The organism is Hyphomicrobiales bacterium (assembly GCA_017642935.1).
In the GTDB taxonomy this organism is placed as follows: domain Bacteria; phylum Pseudomonadota; class Alphaproteobacteria; order Rhizobiales; family MH13; genus MH13.
This window is the reverse complement of sequence record JAEPOK010000001.1, coordinates 1,906,850-1,923,603: the sequence shown is the minus strand read 5'-3', so window position 1 is coordinate 1,923,603 and position 16,754 is coordinate 1,906,850. Positions and strand designations below refer to the sequence as shown.

Genomic DNA, 16,754 nt, shown 5'->3' with positions numbered 1-16,754 from the left:
GCGCGTGCTGATTGTGCATGCCACGAATGTTCATCAAGGCGGTGGCCGGAGTTTGTTGCTACCCTTGCTTGAGGCTCTTGAGCCGCCGGCGGCTGTCAGCGTGGATGAACGGCTCAAGCCCTTGCCGAAACTGTCCAACGGGATAGTCGTGCGCACATGCCCGCCCACTCTGATGGGGCGTCTGGCTGCCGAATGGAAGCTGCATAAAACAGCACGATCCGGCGATGTTATCTTGTGTTTCGGCAATTTGCCGCCTCTCTTTCCGACGCCCGCGCGGACGATTGTCTTTGTGCAAAACCGCTATTTGCTGGGAAGCGAGAGCCTGACGTTTCTGCCGTGGAAGGTGAGATTGCGGCTGTCTGTTGAGCGGCTCTGGCTGCGGCTTTGTCTGCGAGATGCCGAACTGGTTGTACAGACACCGACGATGGCGCGGGCTGTGGAAAAGGCAACCGGACGGTGTGCCGAAATTTGCGCCTTTGCCGCGCCGCTGACGTCTCGAGAGACAGTGCCGGATGATGCTTCAAGGCAGAAGATCGATTTTCTCTATGTTGCCTCCCCGGAGCCTCACAAAAATCATCGCAATTTACTCCTGGCCTGGAGCATGTTGGCCGCAGAAGGTGAGGCGCCTTCGCTGGGCCTTACGTTGCCCCCAGATGCGCCAGCTGAGTTGCGGCAACAGGTGGCAGTTCTGCAAGGGCAGGGTGCACGCATAGAAATCATTGAACCATGTGCACCCGCCGATATGAGCGCGCTATATGCACGTGCACATGCTTTGATTTATCCGTCCTTGTTTGAGTCTTTCGGATTGCCGCTGCTGGAGGCCAAGTCCTCAGAGCTGCCGATTGTTGCCGCTGAACGCGATTACGTTAGGGACGTCGTCGCGCCGCAGGAGGCGTTCGATCCATTGTCCCCGGTTTCGATTGCCCGAGCAGTGCGACGCTTCCAGGGACGAACGGAGCGGCCGCTCGATGTTACCGATCCGGCCGGTTTTCTGGCCCGCCTGCAGGTGAAAGTTTGACATGCGCGTCCTTGTGGTGAGCCAGTACTACTGGCCTGAAACCTTCATCATTACGGCAGAAATCGCCCGCCTGCGCCAAGAAGGAATTGAGGTAACGGTGCTAACCGGTAAACCGAATTACCCGAGTGGAAACGTGTTTCCGGGTTATCGCGCCTGGGGTATCCAGCACGAGAAGCACGAAGGCACCGAGATCGTGCGGCTGCCGATCTTTCCGCGCGGCCAGAATTCAGCCATTCGACTTATGCTCAACTATTTGTCCTTTGTATTGAGTGCCGCGTTTTTCGGGCCGTTTGTGCTGCGTGGGCGGTCATTTGAAACTGTATTCGTCTATGCTCTTTCACCGATATTGCAGGCGCTGCCAGCCATCCCAATCGCCAGGTGTAAGCGGGCAAGGCTCGTGTTGTGGGTTCAAGATCTCTGGCCTGAAAGCCTCTCCGCTACGGGCTTTGTAAAGAACCTCCACGTTCTGGCGGCCGTCAGACAGGTTGTGCGTTTTATCTACCGTCGCAGTGACCGAATTTTGGTCCAATCGCGCGCTTTCCGGGCGCCTGTTGCCGCCTTGACCGACGATCCTGGCAAGATCCACTATGTGCCCAATCCGGTCCCCGACTTGAGACCACCGCAGACGCCGTCGCCTGAAATCCGTGCTTTGGCCGATCAGATCGGTACCGGATTTTCCATTGTTTTTGCGGGCAACCTTGGTCGCGCACAGGCGCTCGATACCGTGATGGATGCCGCAGGCCGCCTGAGTGACTTGCCACAGGTGAAACTGTTCCTCATTGGCAGCGGCAGCATGGAACCTTGGCTGCACGATGAGGTTTCGCGTCGGGGGCTCAGCAACGTTGCGCTTCCTGGCCGCTTTCCATCCGACGCAATGCCCGTGCTCCTGCCCAAGGCAAGTGCCCTTCTCGTGTCTTTGCGGGCAGAGGAAATATTCGCCCACACCGTGCCGAGCAAACTGCAGACCTATTTCGCGATCGGAAGGCCGGTGATTGCGATGTTGGATGGTGAGGGTGCGGCCATTTTGACCGAGGCGGGTGCTGGTTTGACGTGCCCACCGGGAGACGCCGAGGCGTTGGCCTTGGCAATAAGGACGATGTATGAGACCAGCCAACAGGATCGCCAGGCTATGGGGGCTGCGGCGCGGACCTATTTCGAAGCCGAGTTCGCTCCTGACAAGATCACGGCTGCGTTGAAAAGGCATCTGATTGCGGCGCGCGACGATTGATACAGTCGTGCGGACCATGCTCGTAAGGAAAACTAGTGTTCACAGACAAGACATTGATGATCACCGGAGGAACCGGGTCCTTTGGCAACGCCGTGCTCAACCGTTTTCTGAACACCGATCTGAAAGAGATCCGTATTTTCAGCCGGGACGAGAAGAAGCAGGAGGACATGCGGATCGCCCTGAATGATCCCAAGCTGAAATTTTATATCGGAGACGTCCGAAACATCGACAGCGTGCGTGGCGCCATCCACGGCGTTGACTACGTTTTTCACGCTGCAGCGCTGAAGCAGGTCCCATCCTGCGAATTCTACCCTATGGAGGCTGTTCGCACGAACGTGCTCGGTGCCGAGAACGTCATGAATGCTGCGCTTGAGGCCGGTGTGAGCCGTGTTATCGTGCTCAGTACCGACAAGGCCGTTTACCCGGTCAACGCGATGGGCATGTCCAAAGCGATGATGGAAAAGCTCATGGTGGCCAAAGCCCGCGCACGCAGCCCAGGCGAAACGGTGTTCTGCGCCACCCGTTACGGCAATGTCATGGCATCTCGCGGCTCGGTCATCCCGCTCTTTGTCGATCAGCTCAAGGCCGGCAAGCCCTTGACGATCACGGACCCGAACATGACCCGTTTTTTGATGTCGCTCGAAGATTCCGTCGATCTGGTATTGCATGCGTTTCAGCACGGTGGGCAGGGCGACACATATGTGCAGAAAGCTCCCGCATCGACAGTCGGCGACCTGGCCGAAGCCGTGCGTTCGCTTTTCAACTCGACCGTTCCCATTCAGGTGATCGGAACGCGGCATGGCGAGAAGCTGTACGAATCCTTGCTGTCGCGCGAGGAAATGGCGCGGGCCGAGGACACCGGCCAATATTATCGGGTGCCTGCCGATGTTCGTGATTTGAACTACGCCAAATATTTCAGCGAGGGCGAGGTCAGCGTGTCGGGCCTGGAAGACTACACCTCCCACAACACCGAGCGATTGAATGTCGTGCAGGTCAAGGACCTGCTCATGACGCTCGATTTCATGCGGAATCAACTTCATGCTTAAGGTGATGACGGTTGTCGGCACACGCCCGGAGCTGATCAAGATGAGCCGGGTGATCGCGGAGATGGATCGTCACACCGACCACGTTCTGGTCCATACCGGTCAGAACTACGATTATGAACTCAATGAGGTTTTCTTCGAGGATCTGGGCATCCGCAGACCAGATCATTTCCTCAATGCGCGGGCCGAAACCACCATGCAGACGATCGGCCAAACCCTGATCGCGGCAGATCGCGTTTTTGAAATAGAAATGCCGGAGGCGCTTTTGCTCTACGGCGACACCAATTCCTGTTTGGCTGTCATTGCGGCCAAGCGTCGCAAGATTCCGGTGTTCCACATGGAAGCGGGCAACCGCTGCTTCGATCAGCGCGTGCCCGAGGAGCTCAACCGCAAGGTTGTCGATCACCTCAGCGATATCAACATGGTGCTGTCAGAACACGCGCGGCGCTATCTGATTTCCGAGGGCCTGCGTCCGGAGACGATCTTCAAGACCGGCTCGCACATGGGCGAAGTGCTGCAGCACGCTCAAGAGAAAATTGCCGCATCTGACGCGCTTTCCCGGCTCGGTCTGACCGAGGACGCATATTTTCTGGTGAGCGCCCATCGTGAGGAAAACGTCGACACGCCCAGCGTACTGCGTCAGCTGCTCGACAGTCTGAACGCCCTGGCCGAAACCTACGGCCTGCCGGTGATCGTTTCGACGCATCCGCGCACACGCAAACGGCTTGATGCGCTGGACGGACCGCCGCTTGATCCGCTGATCCGGTTTTTAAAACCCTTCGGGTTTGTCGACTACATACGGCTGCAGATGGACGCAGCCTGCGTATTATCAGACAGCGGCACCATCACCGAAGAAGCCGCGTTGTTGAATTTACCGGCGATCACCATCCGCACCGCGCATGAACGACCTGAAGGCATGGATACGGGCACTCTGATCATGAGCGGCCTGACCCGGCAAAGGGTGCTTGAAGCGGTCCAAATCGTACGCTCCCAGCACAACCGAAGCACGCGGCAGATTCCAGTGGTGCCGGACTATATATCCGCGGTCGATCCCAACCCAGTATCAAAGCAGGTGTTGCGCATCGTTCAAAGTTATACCGACTATGTGAACCGGACGGTTTGGCGGGAAGGTAGTTAGATCAAATGGTCGGCTGACTGCTCACTTGCGCGCATCATACGCTGGAACAATGGGTTGCTTTGCAGCAGATCGTCGGCGGTCCCTTGGCCGGAAATTCGACCGTTTTCCAACACGACAAGCTGATCGCAACTGCGCACGGTGCTCAATCTGTGCGCGACGATCAAAAGCGTTTTGCGCGAAGCCAGCGCCTTGATCGAAGCACTAACGGCGGCTTCTGTTTCGGAGTCCAGTGCTGATGTTGCCTCATCCATCACGAGGATACCGGGGTCGTGATATAGCGATCGCGCTATGCCGACACGCTGCCGCTGTCCTCCCGAAAGCGTCGCGCCCATGTCACCGAGCATCGTATCGAGCCCTTCAGGCAAGCTGTCGGCAAAACTGTCCAGTTGCGCCAGCTTCAGCGCGCGCCTTACCGCTTCCTCGTCAATGTCAGCTTCCGGCACACCGAAGGCAACGTTCTTTCGCAAGCTGTCGTCGATGAGATAGATGTGTTGCGGCACGAAACCAATGCGCTTGTGCCAGGCGCCAAGATCGTCAGCGATGGCCTGCCCATCGCATAGGACGGTCCCCTTGTCGGGCAGCAAAAGGCCAAGGATCACGTCGACCAGCGTGCTCTTGCCGCCGCCGGACGGCCCGACAATGCCAAGACTTCGCCCCCAGGGCACATGCAGCGACACGTTATCGAGCGCTGGGAGATCCAAGCGATAAGAGAATGAAACGTCGACCAGGGCAACGCCGTCTTGCGGCGCGTCGTGCGGTGCGGAAGGTGGGGGTGTGTTTGCAGACTCATGCATCAGATCATCATACACAATCCGCAGCGGCTCGGTTCCAATGCGCACCTGCTGCAAGGCCCCGAGCATCCGGTTTGTCGACGTCATGAGCCTGAGAGCGGCGACCCCGAACAGCGCCATCACAGGAACGAGCTCGTCGGCACTGCGTGTGGTAAGAGCCACGCCGACGCTGATGACCACCGCGATGATCAACACGCATTCCAGATAGAACCGCGGAACCTGCGTGTAAAAGGCACGCCGGGCCTGGGCGTGTGCATACAAATCGCGTGCTGCGCTCAAGTCGGCGATAAATTGGCCGTCGCGTTCCAAAACGCGAATTTCGCGGCCTGCGCCAATACCCTGCTTCAGATGGGTCAACAGGTTGAGGTTGGCGCGCTGGAAATCCGCCCCCAGCATGCCCAGTTTTCGTCTGACGGCGGCATAATACAAGGCTCCAGCGACCGTCAGCAGAGCAAAAGCGCTTAGCGCCACGCGGATGTCTACAGCGATCAGCATGGCCAGAATGGCAAGGATAAGGAAGCCTTCCACGATAAGTGTCATCATCGGGATGGTAAACGACAGAAAGGCGTGGCTGGTGGAAACCGACGCATTGCGGATCATCTGCGAGGAATTCCGCTGGCTGATGGCGCGCCACGGTCGACGAAGATAACTCTGGAAAAGTCGAACGCCGACATTGGCTTCGGCTTGCGACAGCATTTTGTATTGCCACCGCACCATCGCAGCGGAACCAACGTTCTTCAGAAGAAAGAGAAGAACGGCCGCCGTCCCAATGGAAAATGCGGGGTGAAGACCTTCAGGCACTGGGAGATCGGTGAGCCAATCGGGAATCCCAGCCGGACGCTCGCCGTCGGGAGAGATCAGGGCTATCATCAAAGGGAAAATCAGCGCGATACTCAGCGCATCGAGGAGCGACAGGACCGCAAAGCTGGCCAACAGCCAGGGGACCATACGGCGGGTGTGTTCGTCGAGAAGGGCAAAGGCGCAACGAATATCCTGGACCATGAGGCTTCCCATAATGACTGTTCGAAGCGATGTCACTGGAGAATATTATTGCCAGTATTGTTTTCTTTCCAATATTCTGTATCGACTTGTGTCGAAGTAATATCTGATCGACCCGGCGTTGATTCGCCTGACCTGCCCAGGGCGTATCATTACAAGCCCATTTTGGGTCCATCGAGGGATCTATAATTTTGCCATCGACTCTCAAAGTTTTGACCGATGATGTCGACTTTCCAAAGCAAACAGCAATATTTCTTCTAATGTATTGTCTTGTTTTTCTATCGTTCTTTTTTATTCTTGGAGAGTCGATCTTAATTAACGGTGCAAGCGTTGTGTATGTTGTTTCTCTTGCCGCCGTTTTGGGCGCTGCCCTTTGGTTTACAACACCTGAAATGGCGGCCCATGTGTTGGTCTTGTCCTGGTTTCAACTGATATTTTTCTTCCCTCGATTGTTTTTCTACCTTGCATTTCCTCCGGAGGGGATCGCATTCGTTCAGCTCGCACCACTAACTGCGAATGAAGTGCAAAACGGGCTGAACTTTTTGCTTTGGGGCACGGTCGCATTGATCTTTGGCTTCTGGGCGGGATCGCAGGTCTTGCGCGGCGGCCCGAACAAAGCCGCGGCAAACATTCCACGGTACATTTTGCCGCTTGGTCCAATCGTCATCTATTGGGTGCTTTCCCTGCTGGCCGCCTACTACGTGTTGGTCGTTCTAGGCGTGTCCATCTTTTCCACCCCCGACAAATGGGGCAGCCGCATGGGCTGGCTCATGCGTGTTTTCGATACCGACGTAGCGCTGCTGCTGCTGGTTGTTTGGGGCCTTCTGCAGCCTAGTCGCAGTCTCGCAATTCGCCTAACAGTCCTTGTCATAATTGTCGGCTGGCTGTTGATAACGATCGCGATGGGGGCAAGAGGAGGCCCCATGCGCATGCTCATCGTCTTGGGCTTGGTTACAATGGCGATTTCGGAAGTCCCGCGATTGAGCTGGCGAAGATTGTTGGCTGTGATTTCGGTGTTCATTGGTCTGGCTATTGTCGTGTTCCCGATTTCGACCGTGGTGAGAGCAACATTGGGGGGCGTGGAGAACGCAGCCAACCAGGTCATGAGTGACTGGACTCGAAACCATTTTCGTCCAGAAGTGGAAGCGACCGCGACAGAGCGCGCTTCGTCCCCGAGCATTCGATCCCAGCTATTCGACAACGAGTTCCTGGTTCAGGGGGCTCGAAGTCTGCTTCCGATAACTTCACGATTGGGGATCGTCGATTATCCGCTCATGATTGTTAATCGGCCTGGGGACTCCGACATCTTTGGGCACTATCTTTCAATCGAATACGCCCTGAAGAATTATGCAAACAACATGGTCCCCGGGGAGTTGTTTCCTGACTACGATGTGATGACGTCCAGGGTGTTCACCATGGCGTATCGCGGGGCGACAGAAACCCATATTCGCACCCATTTCTTGTCTGAACCTTGGACGGCTTGGGGGTATGCTTGGATCAAGGGCGGGTTTTGGGGAGGACTTGCGATCCTCTCCATTCTGGCATTTCTTTCTCAGGCGGGATATCGCCTGGCCACCAGAATCTCAGGCCCGACGCTAGCTCCCTATGTTGCCAGCTGTTGGTTGTTCACGGTCACGCTGAACGGTCCGTTGCAGCTCTTTGGCATCGATCATTGGTTGACCGTTGCGTCCCATTTCTTCATTGCGCTCGCGATGGCGGTTGGTCTTGCCGTCGCCACCAGCGCGGTCTTGTCCAAGGCTGGTGTGACGAACCGTTTCTGGGTGATTCGTGAAGCCGAGTCATGGCGATGACCGGGCCGCGACTTCGCCGGCCAACTCTTGCAGCATGTCGTCCCAACTGGGCGTGACGTAGCCGGTCTGAGCGCAAAAGCGGTCGCCGACCAGACTGCGATCGACCTTAAGGGAATCGTCGGGCCTGAATTTGGCATCTCGCTTCAAATGCGAGGCAAACAGGACAAGCAGGTCGTGTTTTGAAATTGGCTTCGAAGCCAGGTGGTAGAGGCCGTGCAGCTCCGGATGATCCAGCAAAAGCAGCGCGATCACGCGGCACAATTCAGCGGTCGAAACGCCCGAAAATATCGCTTTCCTGTATCCCGAAATCGTGCCGTCTTGACGCAGGAACCACTCGATCAAGCTGCGATTGCGCTTGAGTTCGAGCCCGATGATTGACGTCCTCAGCGTTAGGCAGTTTGGTCCTGTGACTTCTCCAAGATATTTCGTCCGGCCATAGATATCGGTCGCGTCAGCTGTGTCGGTCTCACGGTACCCGCCCTTTGTGCCATCGAAAATGCAATCCGTACTGATATGGATGAGGCGCGCGTTGATATCCCGACACAGCTGCGCTAGCCGATGCGGCAGAACTGAGTTGACTTCTAGGCTCTGCAGGATGTCATCTGACGCAAGGCGTTGTTTGACGATTCCGATTGCATTGATCACGGCATTGGGTTGGGTTTCAGCGACAATGCCCTCAAGCGTGTCCCGCTCACGTATATCGCATCCGAAAAACGTGCGATCCGGACTGAACAAATCGTATTTGGAGACACTGTCAGCCTGACCGCGCACCGTTGCCATAACATCAAACCGATCGGACAGTTTGCGTATGAGCTGATGCCCCAGCATGCCGTCGCCGCCCAAAATCAGAACACGGTGTTTCAAAGACGCTCTCTGCCCACGGAATCTGCTGCTTACTGCAGTACGCCCCAGTCGTCGGAGGTATCAATGACCAACTGGTGTCAGCGCCATTCTATGTGCCAACTGTCACAAGTCACAAGGCGGTCGATAACATAATTTGGAATGCGGAGTGTGGATCATCTACGCCGCGTTTTCGAGCAATCAAGAGGTGCAGAAATGCGCGGGCTGCTCGGCTCAATTCCGGATGATCTAACAACACCCATCGCCACGGTTCCCAGTCCATGAAGCTCACCAACTATCTTGACCCCCGACGATATTGGGTCGCCCTACGGCAGCAGATCGCACGGCTGCGCTACGACTTGCCGACCCACCAGGCCGAAGAAAAGGCAAAATTCTCGGCCCTTGGCTTTGACATCGATGCAGGGCGAGCCCAGCTGAACACCGCGCTCGCGGCGATCGAAAGCGAGCCGTATGACGATGTGACGGGAACAGATTCGGTACACTGGCTGTTGTTCGCTGCCCTCAGTCTGACGCCGCGCGGCCAAACCGTGCGCAACATTCTCGAGATTGGCACATTTCGTGGCAAGACCACGTTGTTGTTGAAGGCCCTGTTTCCAGCGGCCCAGATCGTCACCTGTGACCTACCGGACGACGATCCAATCCTGACCAGTTCCTACCGGCGCGATACAGCCGAAGCGCTGGCTGAATACAAGAGCGTGCGGGACCAGCGAGTCGGACGGCCAGGCATCACATTTGTTGAAGCCAACTCGTTCTTCCTGCCTGAAAAGACGACTGGCCCCTATGATCTGATTTGGATGGATGGTGGACACCTCTATCCCGAAGTTGCCTGGGATTTCTGTAACAGTTGGCACATGTGCCGCCCAGGTGGGATCATCATGTGCGATGACGTCATTCCAAACCCGCGTGGCGCGGTTTCCTATGCCGCCGATGAAAGCCACCGCGTCATCAGCTACGCAGCGTCCAGAACGGGCGTCGCTCCGCTCTACTTCCTGAAACGGCTGAATCCTCAATGGTCGGCAGACCCCGTGACGCGCAAGTTTGTCGCTTGGCTTGAAAAACCGACGGCCGGTACGGACCTCTAAAACTGCACGAAGCGATGATGAGTCGGACCGTCATAGGTCCGGATGAACGGCCAGCGGAAGGCATAGAATCTCTGATGCCAGGGGCACGGCTCATCGAGCAGGATGCGTGCGTCTCCCCAGGGGTAATGCTCAAAGGCAAGCACTTCGCCGCCGGGGAGAACTTTGCGCAGGCGGTTGCAATTGTAGTGGTGTGACTTGTTGCTACGCATGACGTCGAAATACTCCTCCACGACGTCCGGCGACATCTCCTGGAACGACGCAATGTTGACGAACAGTGGCACGGCTTCGGCTCGAAGCAGGTCTACGCGATGGGCCGCCAGCAAGATCACACGGACCTGAGGATCCGAACGGGCCTCCGCCAGGCCATTCTTGTCACGCACCACGGCAAAACTGCTGGCCGTCATACCGGGGAGCATCGCCAAAAGCATCAGATCGCTCATTAGGACATCGACGAGATTGATGCTTATCACTTTCGGTGCGGACGGGTCGCTTAGTGCTGCGGACACAAAATTTGCCTGCCCGTCTCCTATGATGCAGACACAGTCGGGCAGCGCACCGGTTGGCAAGAGGCGTTTCAACAGAGTCATCGTGAACACATGGCGTAAGACATCCATGTCCAGTGCCCTGTTCTGGGCGGTGCAGTACCGATCGGCGGCGTGATAAGGTCCTGATGAAAACACCGGGTTGGAAAGACCCACGAGATATCGCTGAAAGGCATCATGCACGGTCTGGCGAAGCCTTGACCGCTTGGCTGCGTTACCAAAACCTGAGATGCCGATGATTTCGGTTTCCGAGACTCGGCGATCCTGCGTGTATTTCTGCCAATGGGACGATTTGCGCGCGTCGCTGCCCGAAAGGTCGTCGCGCAGAACGCGCAGTATCTCGTTATAGTTGGAATCAAGCATCTTTGGCGTCGGACGAGTACTCAAGCGCCTTGAGCTGGCGTGGGGGCATGCCCGTGCAGATTGTGTTGGCCTCGATGTGCCCCGTGACGACGACGCCGGCACCTATCACAGCATTGTCCCCGATCTCACAGGGCCCGACGATGATGGCGCCTGACGCGATCCAAACGCCTTGACCGATCGTGATGTCGCGCCCTTCCTTAGGAACGGACGCATGGCGGGCTGCGCCTCGTTCGGCAATATCATGTTTGCCCGTCAGCAACATGACACCGTGGCCAAGAAAGCTGTTGTCGCCAATCGTCACATGTCCTGACCGAAGGTTGATGATCGCGTCGACAAGGTGGACGTTTTTGCCTTTGGAGAGCCGGGAGGCGTCACCCCAAATCAACGGTGCATGGGCCAGATGGACGCGCAGGCGAGGCGCCAGGCGACTGAACAAGGCGTCGACATAGTGGCTCGGTGACAGATAGCGCCAGTTGCTAAGGTTCATCGTTCCCGCTCGACCCAGAAAGACGTCAGCCTGTGGTCGGGGCGCAGGAAACCGAAGCGATCTGCAAGCAGGTCGCCGTGGTTCATCCTGAACCACCGGGCAGCCCAAAGCACCCGGAAGCTGCTGTTGAACAGCAAGAACGCATGGAGCAGATAGCTCTCGTTCCAAAACTGCGTGCCGCTCTGCGTCCAATCACCCCAATAATTCGTCGGAATCACGATATCGTGCCAATGGATCAGGCCACCCGGTTTCACGCGGGGCACGATCTCGAACATCTCGTGATTGACGTCGCTGCCCAGCTTGCTCACGTGACTGGAATCGATGAACACGACGTCCGCTCCGTCAAACACCGACAAAGGCACGTCCTGAACCTGCTCGGCGATGAGCTCATAGTCGGGCCAATCTGCCTCGCGAAGAAAACCCCGAGGATAGGGTTCAACACAAAGGAAGTGGCAGGGATGACCTTCGCTGCGGTTCGCAGCCAACGCTGCCATGGACACGAAGGTGCTGTGTCCGCCGCCGATCTCGACCATGCGCTGGGGTTTGCGATGACGCAGCAGCGCGTACAGCGCATAGGCATCCACAAGCGACAGGCCATCATTTGGATCGGGTGTGTACTCGTCGAGATAGAGAGGAAAGACCTCGTCCAGAACGGCCATCTGGCCGGCTTCGTTCATGTCGATGCCAACGAGCGAAAACGGGCGATCATAAATCCCGTCCGGCAAGTCCTTCACCGAGGGAATTGGCGAATAATAGTCGTTCGGCGTCACATGCAGATCCAGGCCACGCTCCAGCAAGGGGAACATGCGCCGGGCGACGCCACGGGTTAGGCGGGACAGAACGGACGACGACACTATGGCAAGCCCTTTTTTGGTGGCGCAGTGCCTTTGCAGGCAGGGGCTTCAGCAGGAATGCAGGACTTCAGATGGGATGTAGCGCTGCTGCTCTTTGGTCAGCTGCTGGTACGTCTGATCCGACAGAGCATAAAGGGCTGGGCGTTGCCGGAAAGCGATCGGCGGCAGGAAGGTTGCAAAACCGAGATCGCGATACCCTTCCTCAGGAATGCCTGCCTTATGCAAGCCGCGCGTATCCTCAAGTATGATGGTCCCGGCTGGAACCTCGCTTACAACTTCACGCTCTGATCCAGCGGGATAAAGCGCGCGAACCTCATCGTCCGTGAAGTAGCGTTCGCCGTCCAGCCTGCGGTCCTCGATCGATCCGGCAATGTAATGGTGCGGTCCTGTCTTGAGCGTACAGTCGTTCAGAAAAAAGAACGCCTTGAGCAGGTGTCTGGGGTGATTGCTGTCGCGATGCCAGGCATGATTCATCACCGTGAAGTCAGACGGAAAATTGCGGCGTATATAGGCTTCTTCCAGCCGTGGAATGAAGCCCATATAGCCTTCGATGACCGGCAGAATGGCCGGATAGAGCCACAGGCCGAACCAGTCGACGGTGTCAGGCAAAGGTGTCGTAAGTGTCGAGGGACGAAAATCCGCCACGGCTTGTCCGTAGCTGGTCACCTCCGAACGATCAAAGGTGAGCCCGCGCGCGGACAGGGTTTGCGGGGTTCCAAAGAAGTTGGACGCAATGAGGTCTGCATCACGCTCGGCGTCAATGCGGCTTTGCGCCAGTGTCGGCATTTCGAAATCGAGGTTCACTTCGAGCCGCTGGCGATAGTCGGCCTGCAGTTGCTCCAGCCGCTCGGTGCCAACAAGATGATCGAACGCGACATAGCCCTTCGTCCGCAAGTGAGAAATCTTCTCACTTGCCGCAGCGGCAGTCGTGCGCGCTGCGTCTGCGCTGCGTCCAATACGGCCCAGCCGTTCCAGGGTTTCGTTCAACATAGATATATCCTTCGATAGACGTCTCGACGTGTCAGAATTCAAGCGCGGCTTTCCGGCTGCCGCAGGGCGTTGACCAGCGGATGCAGATGGAGCAGGCCGATCAGATGACCCCTGCCGTCGACGACCGGCAGATCCCAGATACGAGAATGGCCCATCAGATCCAAGGCCTCATCGAGACTGGCATCGCCTTGCACCGTCGTCGGGTCGAGCTCCGCATGATCGATAACATCGTCGGCGAAGAAGGCGGAAAACGGGCGCTGAACGCTCAACAGATGCCGCCGGATATCGCCGTCGGTGAACACACCCTGCAAGACCCCGTTTTCGTCGACAATGCAGACGATACCGAGGCGCTTTGCCGTCATCTGTTCAAGCGCCGTCTTGAGCAGGTCTGTTGGAGCAAGGACCGGAAAATCATCCAATCCCAACGCCACATCGGACACCTTGGACGACTCAATGGGAGGGATGGACATTGTCGTCTCCAAACTCTTCAAGCATGGCCAGGCGCATTTCATGGACCCGTTTCGCCTGTGCGAGGACGGTTTCTAGGTATTGGATATCAAGCACTGTGTTCGGGTCCGACAAGGCGTTTGGTGGATCGTCATGGGTCTCCATGAACAGGGCCTGGACGCCGCAAGCCATCGCCGCTCGGACCAAAGCGGGAATGAATTCCCTTTGCCCGCCTGACACATTGCCCATCGATGTCGGCATCTGGATCGAGTGCGTCGCGTCAAAGCAAACTGGGCAGCCGGTCCTCGACATGATGGGAAAGCAGGTCATGTCGTTGACCAGCATATTGTAGCCCATGAATGTGCCTCGATCTGTGAGAACGACAGCCTGGCAGCCGAAGGAATCGAGCTTGCGCACCGAGTTCTTCATGTTCCACGGGGACATGAACTGCCCCTTCTTCAGATGAACGGGACGGCCGGTCTCGGCCGCCGCACGCAGGATCGATGTCTGACGGCAAAGATAGGCCGGCACCTGAACCATATCGCAGACTTTGCCGGTCGCTGCCGCCCAGGATGCATCTGAAAAATCCGAGACGACCGGAACGCCAAAGGTCTCGCGGACTTCGGCCAGGATTTTCAGACCCTCATCCAGGCCGACACCGTGGAAACTGTCCGTGGACGACCGGCAATCCTTGTCGTAGCAGGCCTTGAAGATCCACGGGATGTCCAGGCGGCGGCAAATCTCGCCAATAGCCTCAGCCATCTTCAGGGTGTGATCTCTGGTCTCAATCGCGCACGGGCCACCGATGTAGGCCAGCGGAAGCCCTTTACCGATTTGCACGCGTGCGACGTCACCATAACCAACGTCAACAATGCGATCTTGTGTCATATAGGTCCTTTGAATTGGCACCCGGATGGCGGGTGACCGAGTCAGGTTTGGAATGCCGCGCCAGCCTATGAAAGACAAAAGCGGCTACCGCAAGACCGGCTTGCGGGATGCGGCGCGTTATCGAGCGCCCTGAGCTCAATGCCCGTGCGCTCAGGGATGATCAAGGACGTCGTCAGATGACGGCCAACCTTTGCCTATGCCTGCGCGGCAGGCGATTGCCAACGGCAACGCCGAGGATTGTGCGCCTGAATTCCGCGCTTGGATTTGAGCCATTCCGCCGACGCGTGCGTGACCTCGGAGCCCGCACCCTGCCCTTGCCATTAACGAGCACCGATGTCGATGCCCAGCACAGTGCATCCATTTCAAAAAACGATCAGCCATGTCGCCAAACGCGAAACCACGCTTTCAGCGCCAGATTTCCGTTCCTACCCAAGGTGGGCCGAGCATGGAGCCGCTGTCACTATGCGAAGCGCCGTCTTGAAGGCACCCTCGGCAACGAAAACGCCAGATTGCGGGTGTTCGCCAGACGTCTTGGTCAATCGCAATCCAATCAACAATCTCAACCGCTTCTGTGGTGCGCCGAAAGCCAGTTTTCCAGGCCCTCCGTGCTCAGGATGATCTCGACTCCGTGCGCGCCGGCGTCATCATCCATCAGAGACCCTGTCGGATCAAAATAGCACGTTGGGATTCCCAAAGCCTTCGCGATCAAAGCTGTGGAGGTGTAGGGCGCGCTGACCACACAGCTACAGTTCGGGATGATGCGATGGGCGCTGATGTCTGACTTTATCAGATGTACCGATTTGTCGGCGCTGATCTCACGGTCAATATTGGATTTGTAGGCGGGGTGGACCGATTTTCCAATATCGCGTTTTGACTTGAACAACATAGGCACGCCAACGTTTTGGCATGCCTTTTGGATTTCTCCCAAAAATCGAATGGAAAATGCTGGTCGATAGAACTGATCCTCCAAACCCAATCCAGAAAAAATACTCGCGCGGACCGGCTGGATATCGAAAACCCCGATGATCGGCCGCGGCAATCTCGAGAGCGGCTCGTCTATGTCGGAAAAAGGAATCGGGCCGACAACTTTTATCGAGGGGTTTTTGGGCCCAATTCTCTCCAGAAACCTTTTTTGGTGGTCATCCCATACATAGTATTGTGGCCAGGTCATCATATGCCATCCTAGCGGAGGGACTGGATAGGACCCATTCCGTTTCTTGTATCCTTCCATGTTGGTTGAATAAAAGTACATGATGACATTGATGTTCCTGTAGTCACAATCGTAGGTCCACATTGGTCGATAACGCGTTCCCGAGTTGTGAAACCAGTACTCATCCGCAAGATTTTCGTCTTCCTGGAGCTGTGTTTGTTTGTACTTTGCCGCTTCGGCAAGCATGAGGGCATGCCACCAGCGTCCACGCATCATGTCCACAGCCGATCGTAGGCTCGCCATGGCTCCCCACATCAGAAACTGAACGTATTTCGCGACATTCCCGAGTGGCGAAAACAGCTGATAATCCGCCACGATTTGCGTATCGCCCAAGCTCGAAATGTGGTTCCGTCCCAGAGCATGGCTGACTGCCTGAGGTTTTTGACCACCGTCTATGCCGTCGGCGACCCAACTCACGATGTCGCACGTGGAACCTTCCGAATTGACCGTTTTGGGGAGATTCTGTTCGGTCAATCCGACAAGATGAATGTGCTTGCGTGGAATTGGCGCCCTCGCCTGGCTCCTTGGTAAGGACGCAACACACAGCGCCAAGATTTGCGCCACGCCTCGTGTCCAAGAGACCAGTATGAATCCTATCCACCGGATCCTGGATGGAAATTCTGCGACGGTCAGACCGTGCATCGCCAAAACGGATCGCCATTCCTTGGGAAGGCAATAGACGGTCCGACGACCGTTTGCTGCCAACGACGATACGATCTGCGCAAACAGCGGGTGCATCGCCAAACGACTGACGGCATATTGCCGAACGACGATTTCCCGGTCATGCCGAATAGCGCCAAAAATGTAGTCCGAAAGCGAGTCCTTCGGGATGGACAAATGTTGCTTTTGGATATCGACGCGGATTGAGCGTATGAACTCGGGATCTTGATTCGACTGCAGAACCCGATAGCCCCTCAATAGCCTTGTGACACGGCCGAATTGGGCCCGACGACGAAGCCTGTCGATGATCCTGCAGATGAAGGCCTTCATTGGGCGGCCTTG

Annotated in this window: 15 protein-coding genes; 6 read left to right on the top strand and 9 right to left on the bottom strand. The window is 56.7% G+C overall.

What is annotated here, in order from left to right:
* The first annotated feature begins 4 nt into the window (after positions 1-4).
* The 4 genes from JJ917_09130 to wecB are packed head-to-tail and all read left to right on the top strand — an operon-like array spanning position 5 to position 4,427.
* A complete protein-coding gene (locus JJ917_09130) occupies positions 5-1,018 on the top strand; it encodes a glycosyltransferase (protein MBO6698981.1) in 1,014 nt (337 codons plus the stop codon).
* A gap of 1 nt (position 1,019) precedes the next feature.
* Positions 1,020-2,246 carry a glycosyltransferase family 4 protein gene (locus tag JJ917_09125; protein MBO6698980.1) on the top strand — a complete coding sequence of 409 codons (1,227 nt, stop codon included), beginning with the start codon at positions 1,020-1,022 and terminating at the stop codon, positions 2,244-2,246.
* 35 nt (positions 2,247-2,281) lie between these two features.
* Positions 2,282-3,292, top strand: a complete 1,011-nt coding sequence (locus tag JJ917_09120) for a polysaccharide biosynthesis protein (protein ID MBO6698979.1) — start codon at positions 2,282-2,284, stop codon at positions 3,290-3,292.
* Positions 3,285-4,427 carry a UDP-N-acetylglucosamine 2-epimerase (non-hydrolyzing) gene (gene wecB, locus JJ917_09115; protein ID MBO6698978.1) on the top strand — a complete coding sequence of 381 codons (1,143 nt, stop codon included), beginning with the start codon at positions 3,285-3,287 and terminating at the stop codon, positions 4,425-4,427. Before JJ917_09120 ends, wecB begins: the two co-directional genes overlap by 8 nt.
* On the opposite strand, the gene JJ917_09110 is transcribed toward wecB, so the two are convergent.
* Complete coding sequence (locus tag JJ917_09110; GenBank protein MBO6698977.1) at positions 4,424-6,220, bottom strand: ABC transporter ATP-binding protein; 1,797 nt, start codon at positions 6,218-6,220, stop codon at positions 4,424-4,426. The genes wecB and JJ917_09110 overlap by 4 nt on opposite strands.
* Positions 6,221-6,429: 209 nt before the next feature.
* Here JJ917_09110 and JJ917_09105 point away from each other — a divergent pair, with 209 nt between their 5' ends.
* Complete coding sequence (locus JJ917_09105) at positions 6,430-8,028, top strand: hypothetical protein (GenBank protein MBO6698976.1); 1,599 nt, start codon at positions 6,430-6,432, stop codon at positions 8,026-8,028.
* Here JJ917_09105 and JJ917_09100 read toward each other — a convergent pair.
* Positions 8,017-8,856, bottom strand: a complete 840-nt coding sequence (locus JJ917_09100) for an SDR family oxidoreductase (GenBank protein ID MBO6698975.1) — start codon at positions 8,854-8,856, stop codon at positions 8,017-8,019. The genes JJ917_09105 and JJ917_09100 overlap by 12 nt on opposite strands.
* 293 nt (positions 8,857-9,149) lie before the next feature.
* Here JJ917_09100 and JJ917_09095 point away from each other — a divergent pair, with 293 nt between their 5' ends.
* The gene (locus tag JJ917_09095; GenBank protein MBO6698974.1) at positions 9,150-9,971 is read left to right on the top strand and encodes a class I SAM-dependent methyltransferase; all 822 of its coding nucleotides are present in this window, start codon (positions 9,150-9,152) and stop codon (positions 9,969-9,971) included.
* Here the strand turns inward: JJ917_09095 and JJ917_09090 are convergent.
* The 7 genes from JJ917_09090 to JJ917_09060 all read right to left on the bottom strand — a co-directional run bounded on the left by JJ917_09090 (position 9,968) and on the right by JJ917_09060 (position 16,742).
* Positions 9,968-10,876 (bottom strand): hypothetical protein, encoded by a 909-nt coding sequence (locus tag JJ917_09090; GenBank protein ID MBO6698973.1) that lies wholly within the window; start codon positions 10,874-10,876, stop codon positions 9,968-9,970. The two genes, JJ917_09095 and JJ917_09090, sit on opposite strands and share 4 nt — an antisense overlap.
* A complete protein-coding gene (locus JJ917_09085) occupies positions 10,869-11,363 on the bottom strand; it encodes an acyltransferase (protein ID MBO6698972.1) in 495 nt (164 codons plus the stop codon). The genes JJ917_09090 and JJ917_09085 overlap by 8 nt, the downstream gene beginning before the upstream one ends.
* Positions 11,360-12,217: a class I SAM-dependent methyltransferase gene (locus tag JJ917_09080; GenBank protein ID MBO6698971.1), complete on the bottom strand. Its 858-nt coding sequence runs from the start codon at positions 12,215-12,217 to the stop codon at positions 11,360-11,362. Before JJ917_09080 ends, JJ917_09085 begins: the two co-directional genes overlap by 4 nt.
* Before the next feature lie 48 nt (positions 12,218-12,265).
* Entirely contained in the window at positions 12,266-13,207 is a 942-nt protein-coding gene (locus JJ917_09075; GenBank protein MBO6698970.1) for a hypothetical protein, read from the bottom strand.
* Between the two features lie 38 nt (positions 13,208-13,245).
* A complete protein-coding gene (locus JJ917_09070; GenBank protein ID MBO6698969.1) occupies positions 13,246-13,719 on the bottom strand; it encodes a CBS domain-containing protein in 474 nt (157 codons plus the stop codon).
* Positions 13,658-14,542, bottom strand: a complete 885-nt coding sequence (kdsA, locus tag JJ917_09065) for a 3-deoxy-8-phosphooctulonate synthase (GenBank protein ID MBO6698968.1) — start codon at positions 14,540-14,542, stop codon at positions 13,658-13,660. The genes JJ917_09070 and kdsA overlap by 62 nt, the downstream gene beginning before the upstream one ends.
* 559 nt (positions 14,543-15,101) lie before the next feature.
* The gene (locus JJ917_09060; protein MBO6698967.1) at positions 15,102-16,742 is read right to left on the bottom strand and encodes a polysaccharide biosynthesis PFTS motif protein; all 1,641 of its coding nucleotides are present in this window, start codon (positions 16,740-16,742) and stop codon (positions 15,102-15,104) included.
* Positions 16,743-16,754 lie beyond the last annotated feature (12 nt).

Coding starts and splice junctions, on each gene's coding strand:
- JJ917_09125 (MBO6698980.1), top strand. CDS start 1,020: ATGCGCGTCCTTGTGGTGAGCCAGTACTACTGGCCTGAAACCTTCATC.
- wecB (MBO6698978.1), top strand. CDS start 3,285: ATGCTTAAGGTGATGACGGTTGTCGGCACACGCCCGGAGCTGATCAAG.
- JJ917_09110 (MBO6698977.1), bottom strand. CDS start 6,220: ATGGTCCAGGATATTCGTTGCGCCTTTGCCCTTCTCGACGAACACACC.
- JJ917_09100 (MBO6698975.1), bottom strand. CDS start 8,856: ATGCTGGGGCATCAGCTCATACGCAAACTGTCCGATCGGTTTGATGTT.
- JJ917_09095 (MBO6698974.1), top strand. CDS start 9,150: ATGAAGCTCACCAACTATCTTGACCCCCGACGATATTGGGTCGCCCTA.
- JJ917_09090 (MBO6698973.1), bottom strand. CDS start 10,876: ATGCTTGATTCCAACTATAACGAGATACTGCGCGTTCTGCGCGACGAC.
- JJ917_09085 (MBO6698972.1), bottom strand. CDS start 11,363: ATGAACCTTAGCAACTGGCGCTATCTGTCACCGAGCCACTATGTCGAC.
- JJ917_09075 (MBO6698970.1), bottom strand. CDS start 13,207: ATGTTGAACGAAACCCTGGAACGGCTGGGCCGTATTGGACGCAGCGCA.
- JJ917_09070 (MBO6698969.1), bottom strand. CDS start 13,719: ATGAAATGCGCCTGGCCATGCTTGAAGAGTTTGGAGACGACAATGTCC.
- kdsA (MBO6698968.1), bottom strand. CDS start 14,542: ATGACACAAGATCGCATTGTTGACGTTGGTTATGGTGACGTCGCACGC.
- JJ917_09060 (MBO6698967.1), bottom strand. CDS start 16,742: ATGAAGGCCTTCATCTGCAGGATCATCGACAGGCTTCGTCGTCGGGCC.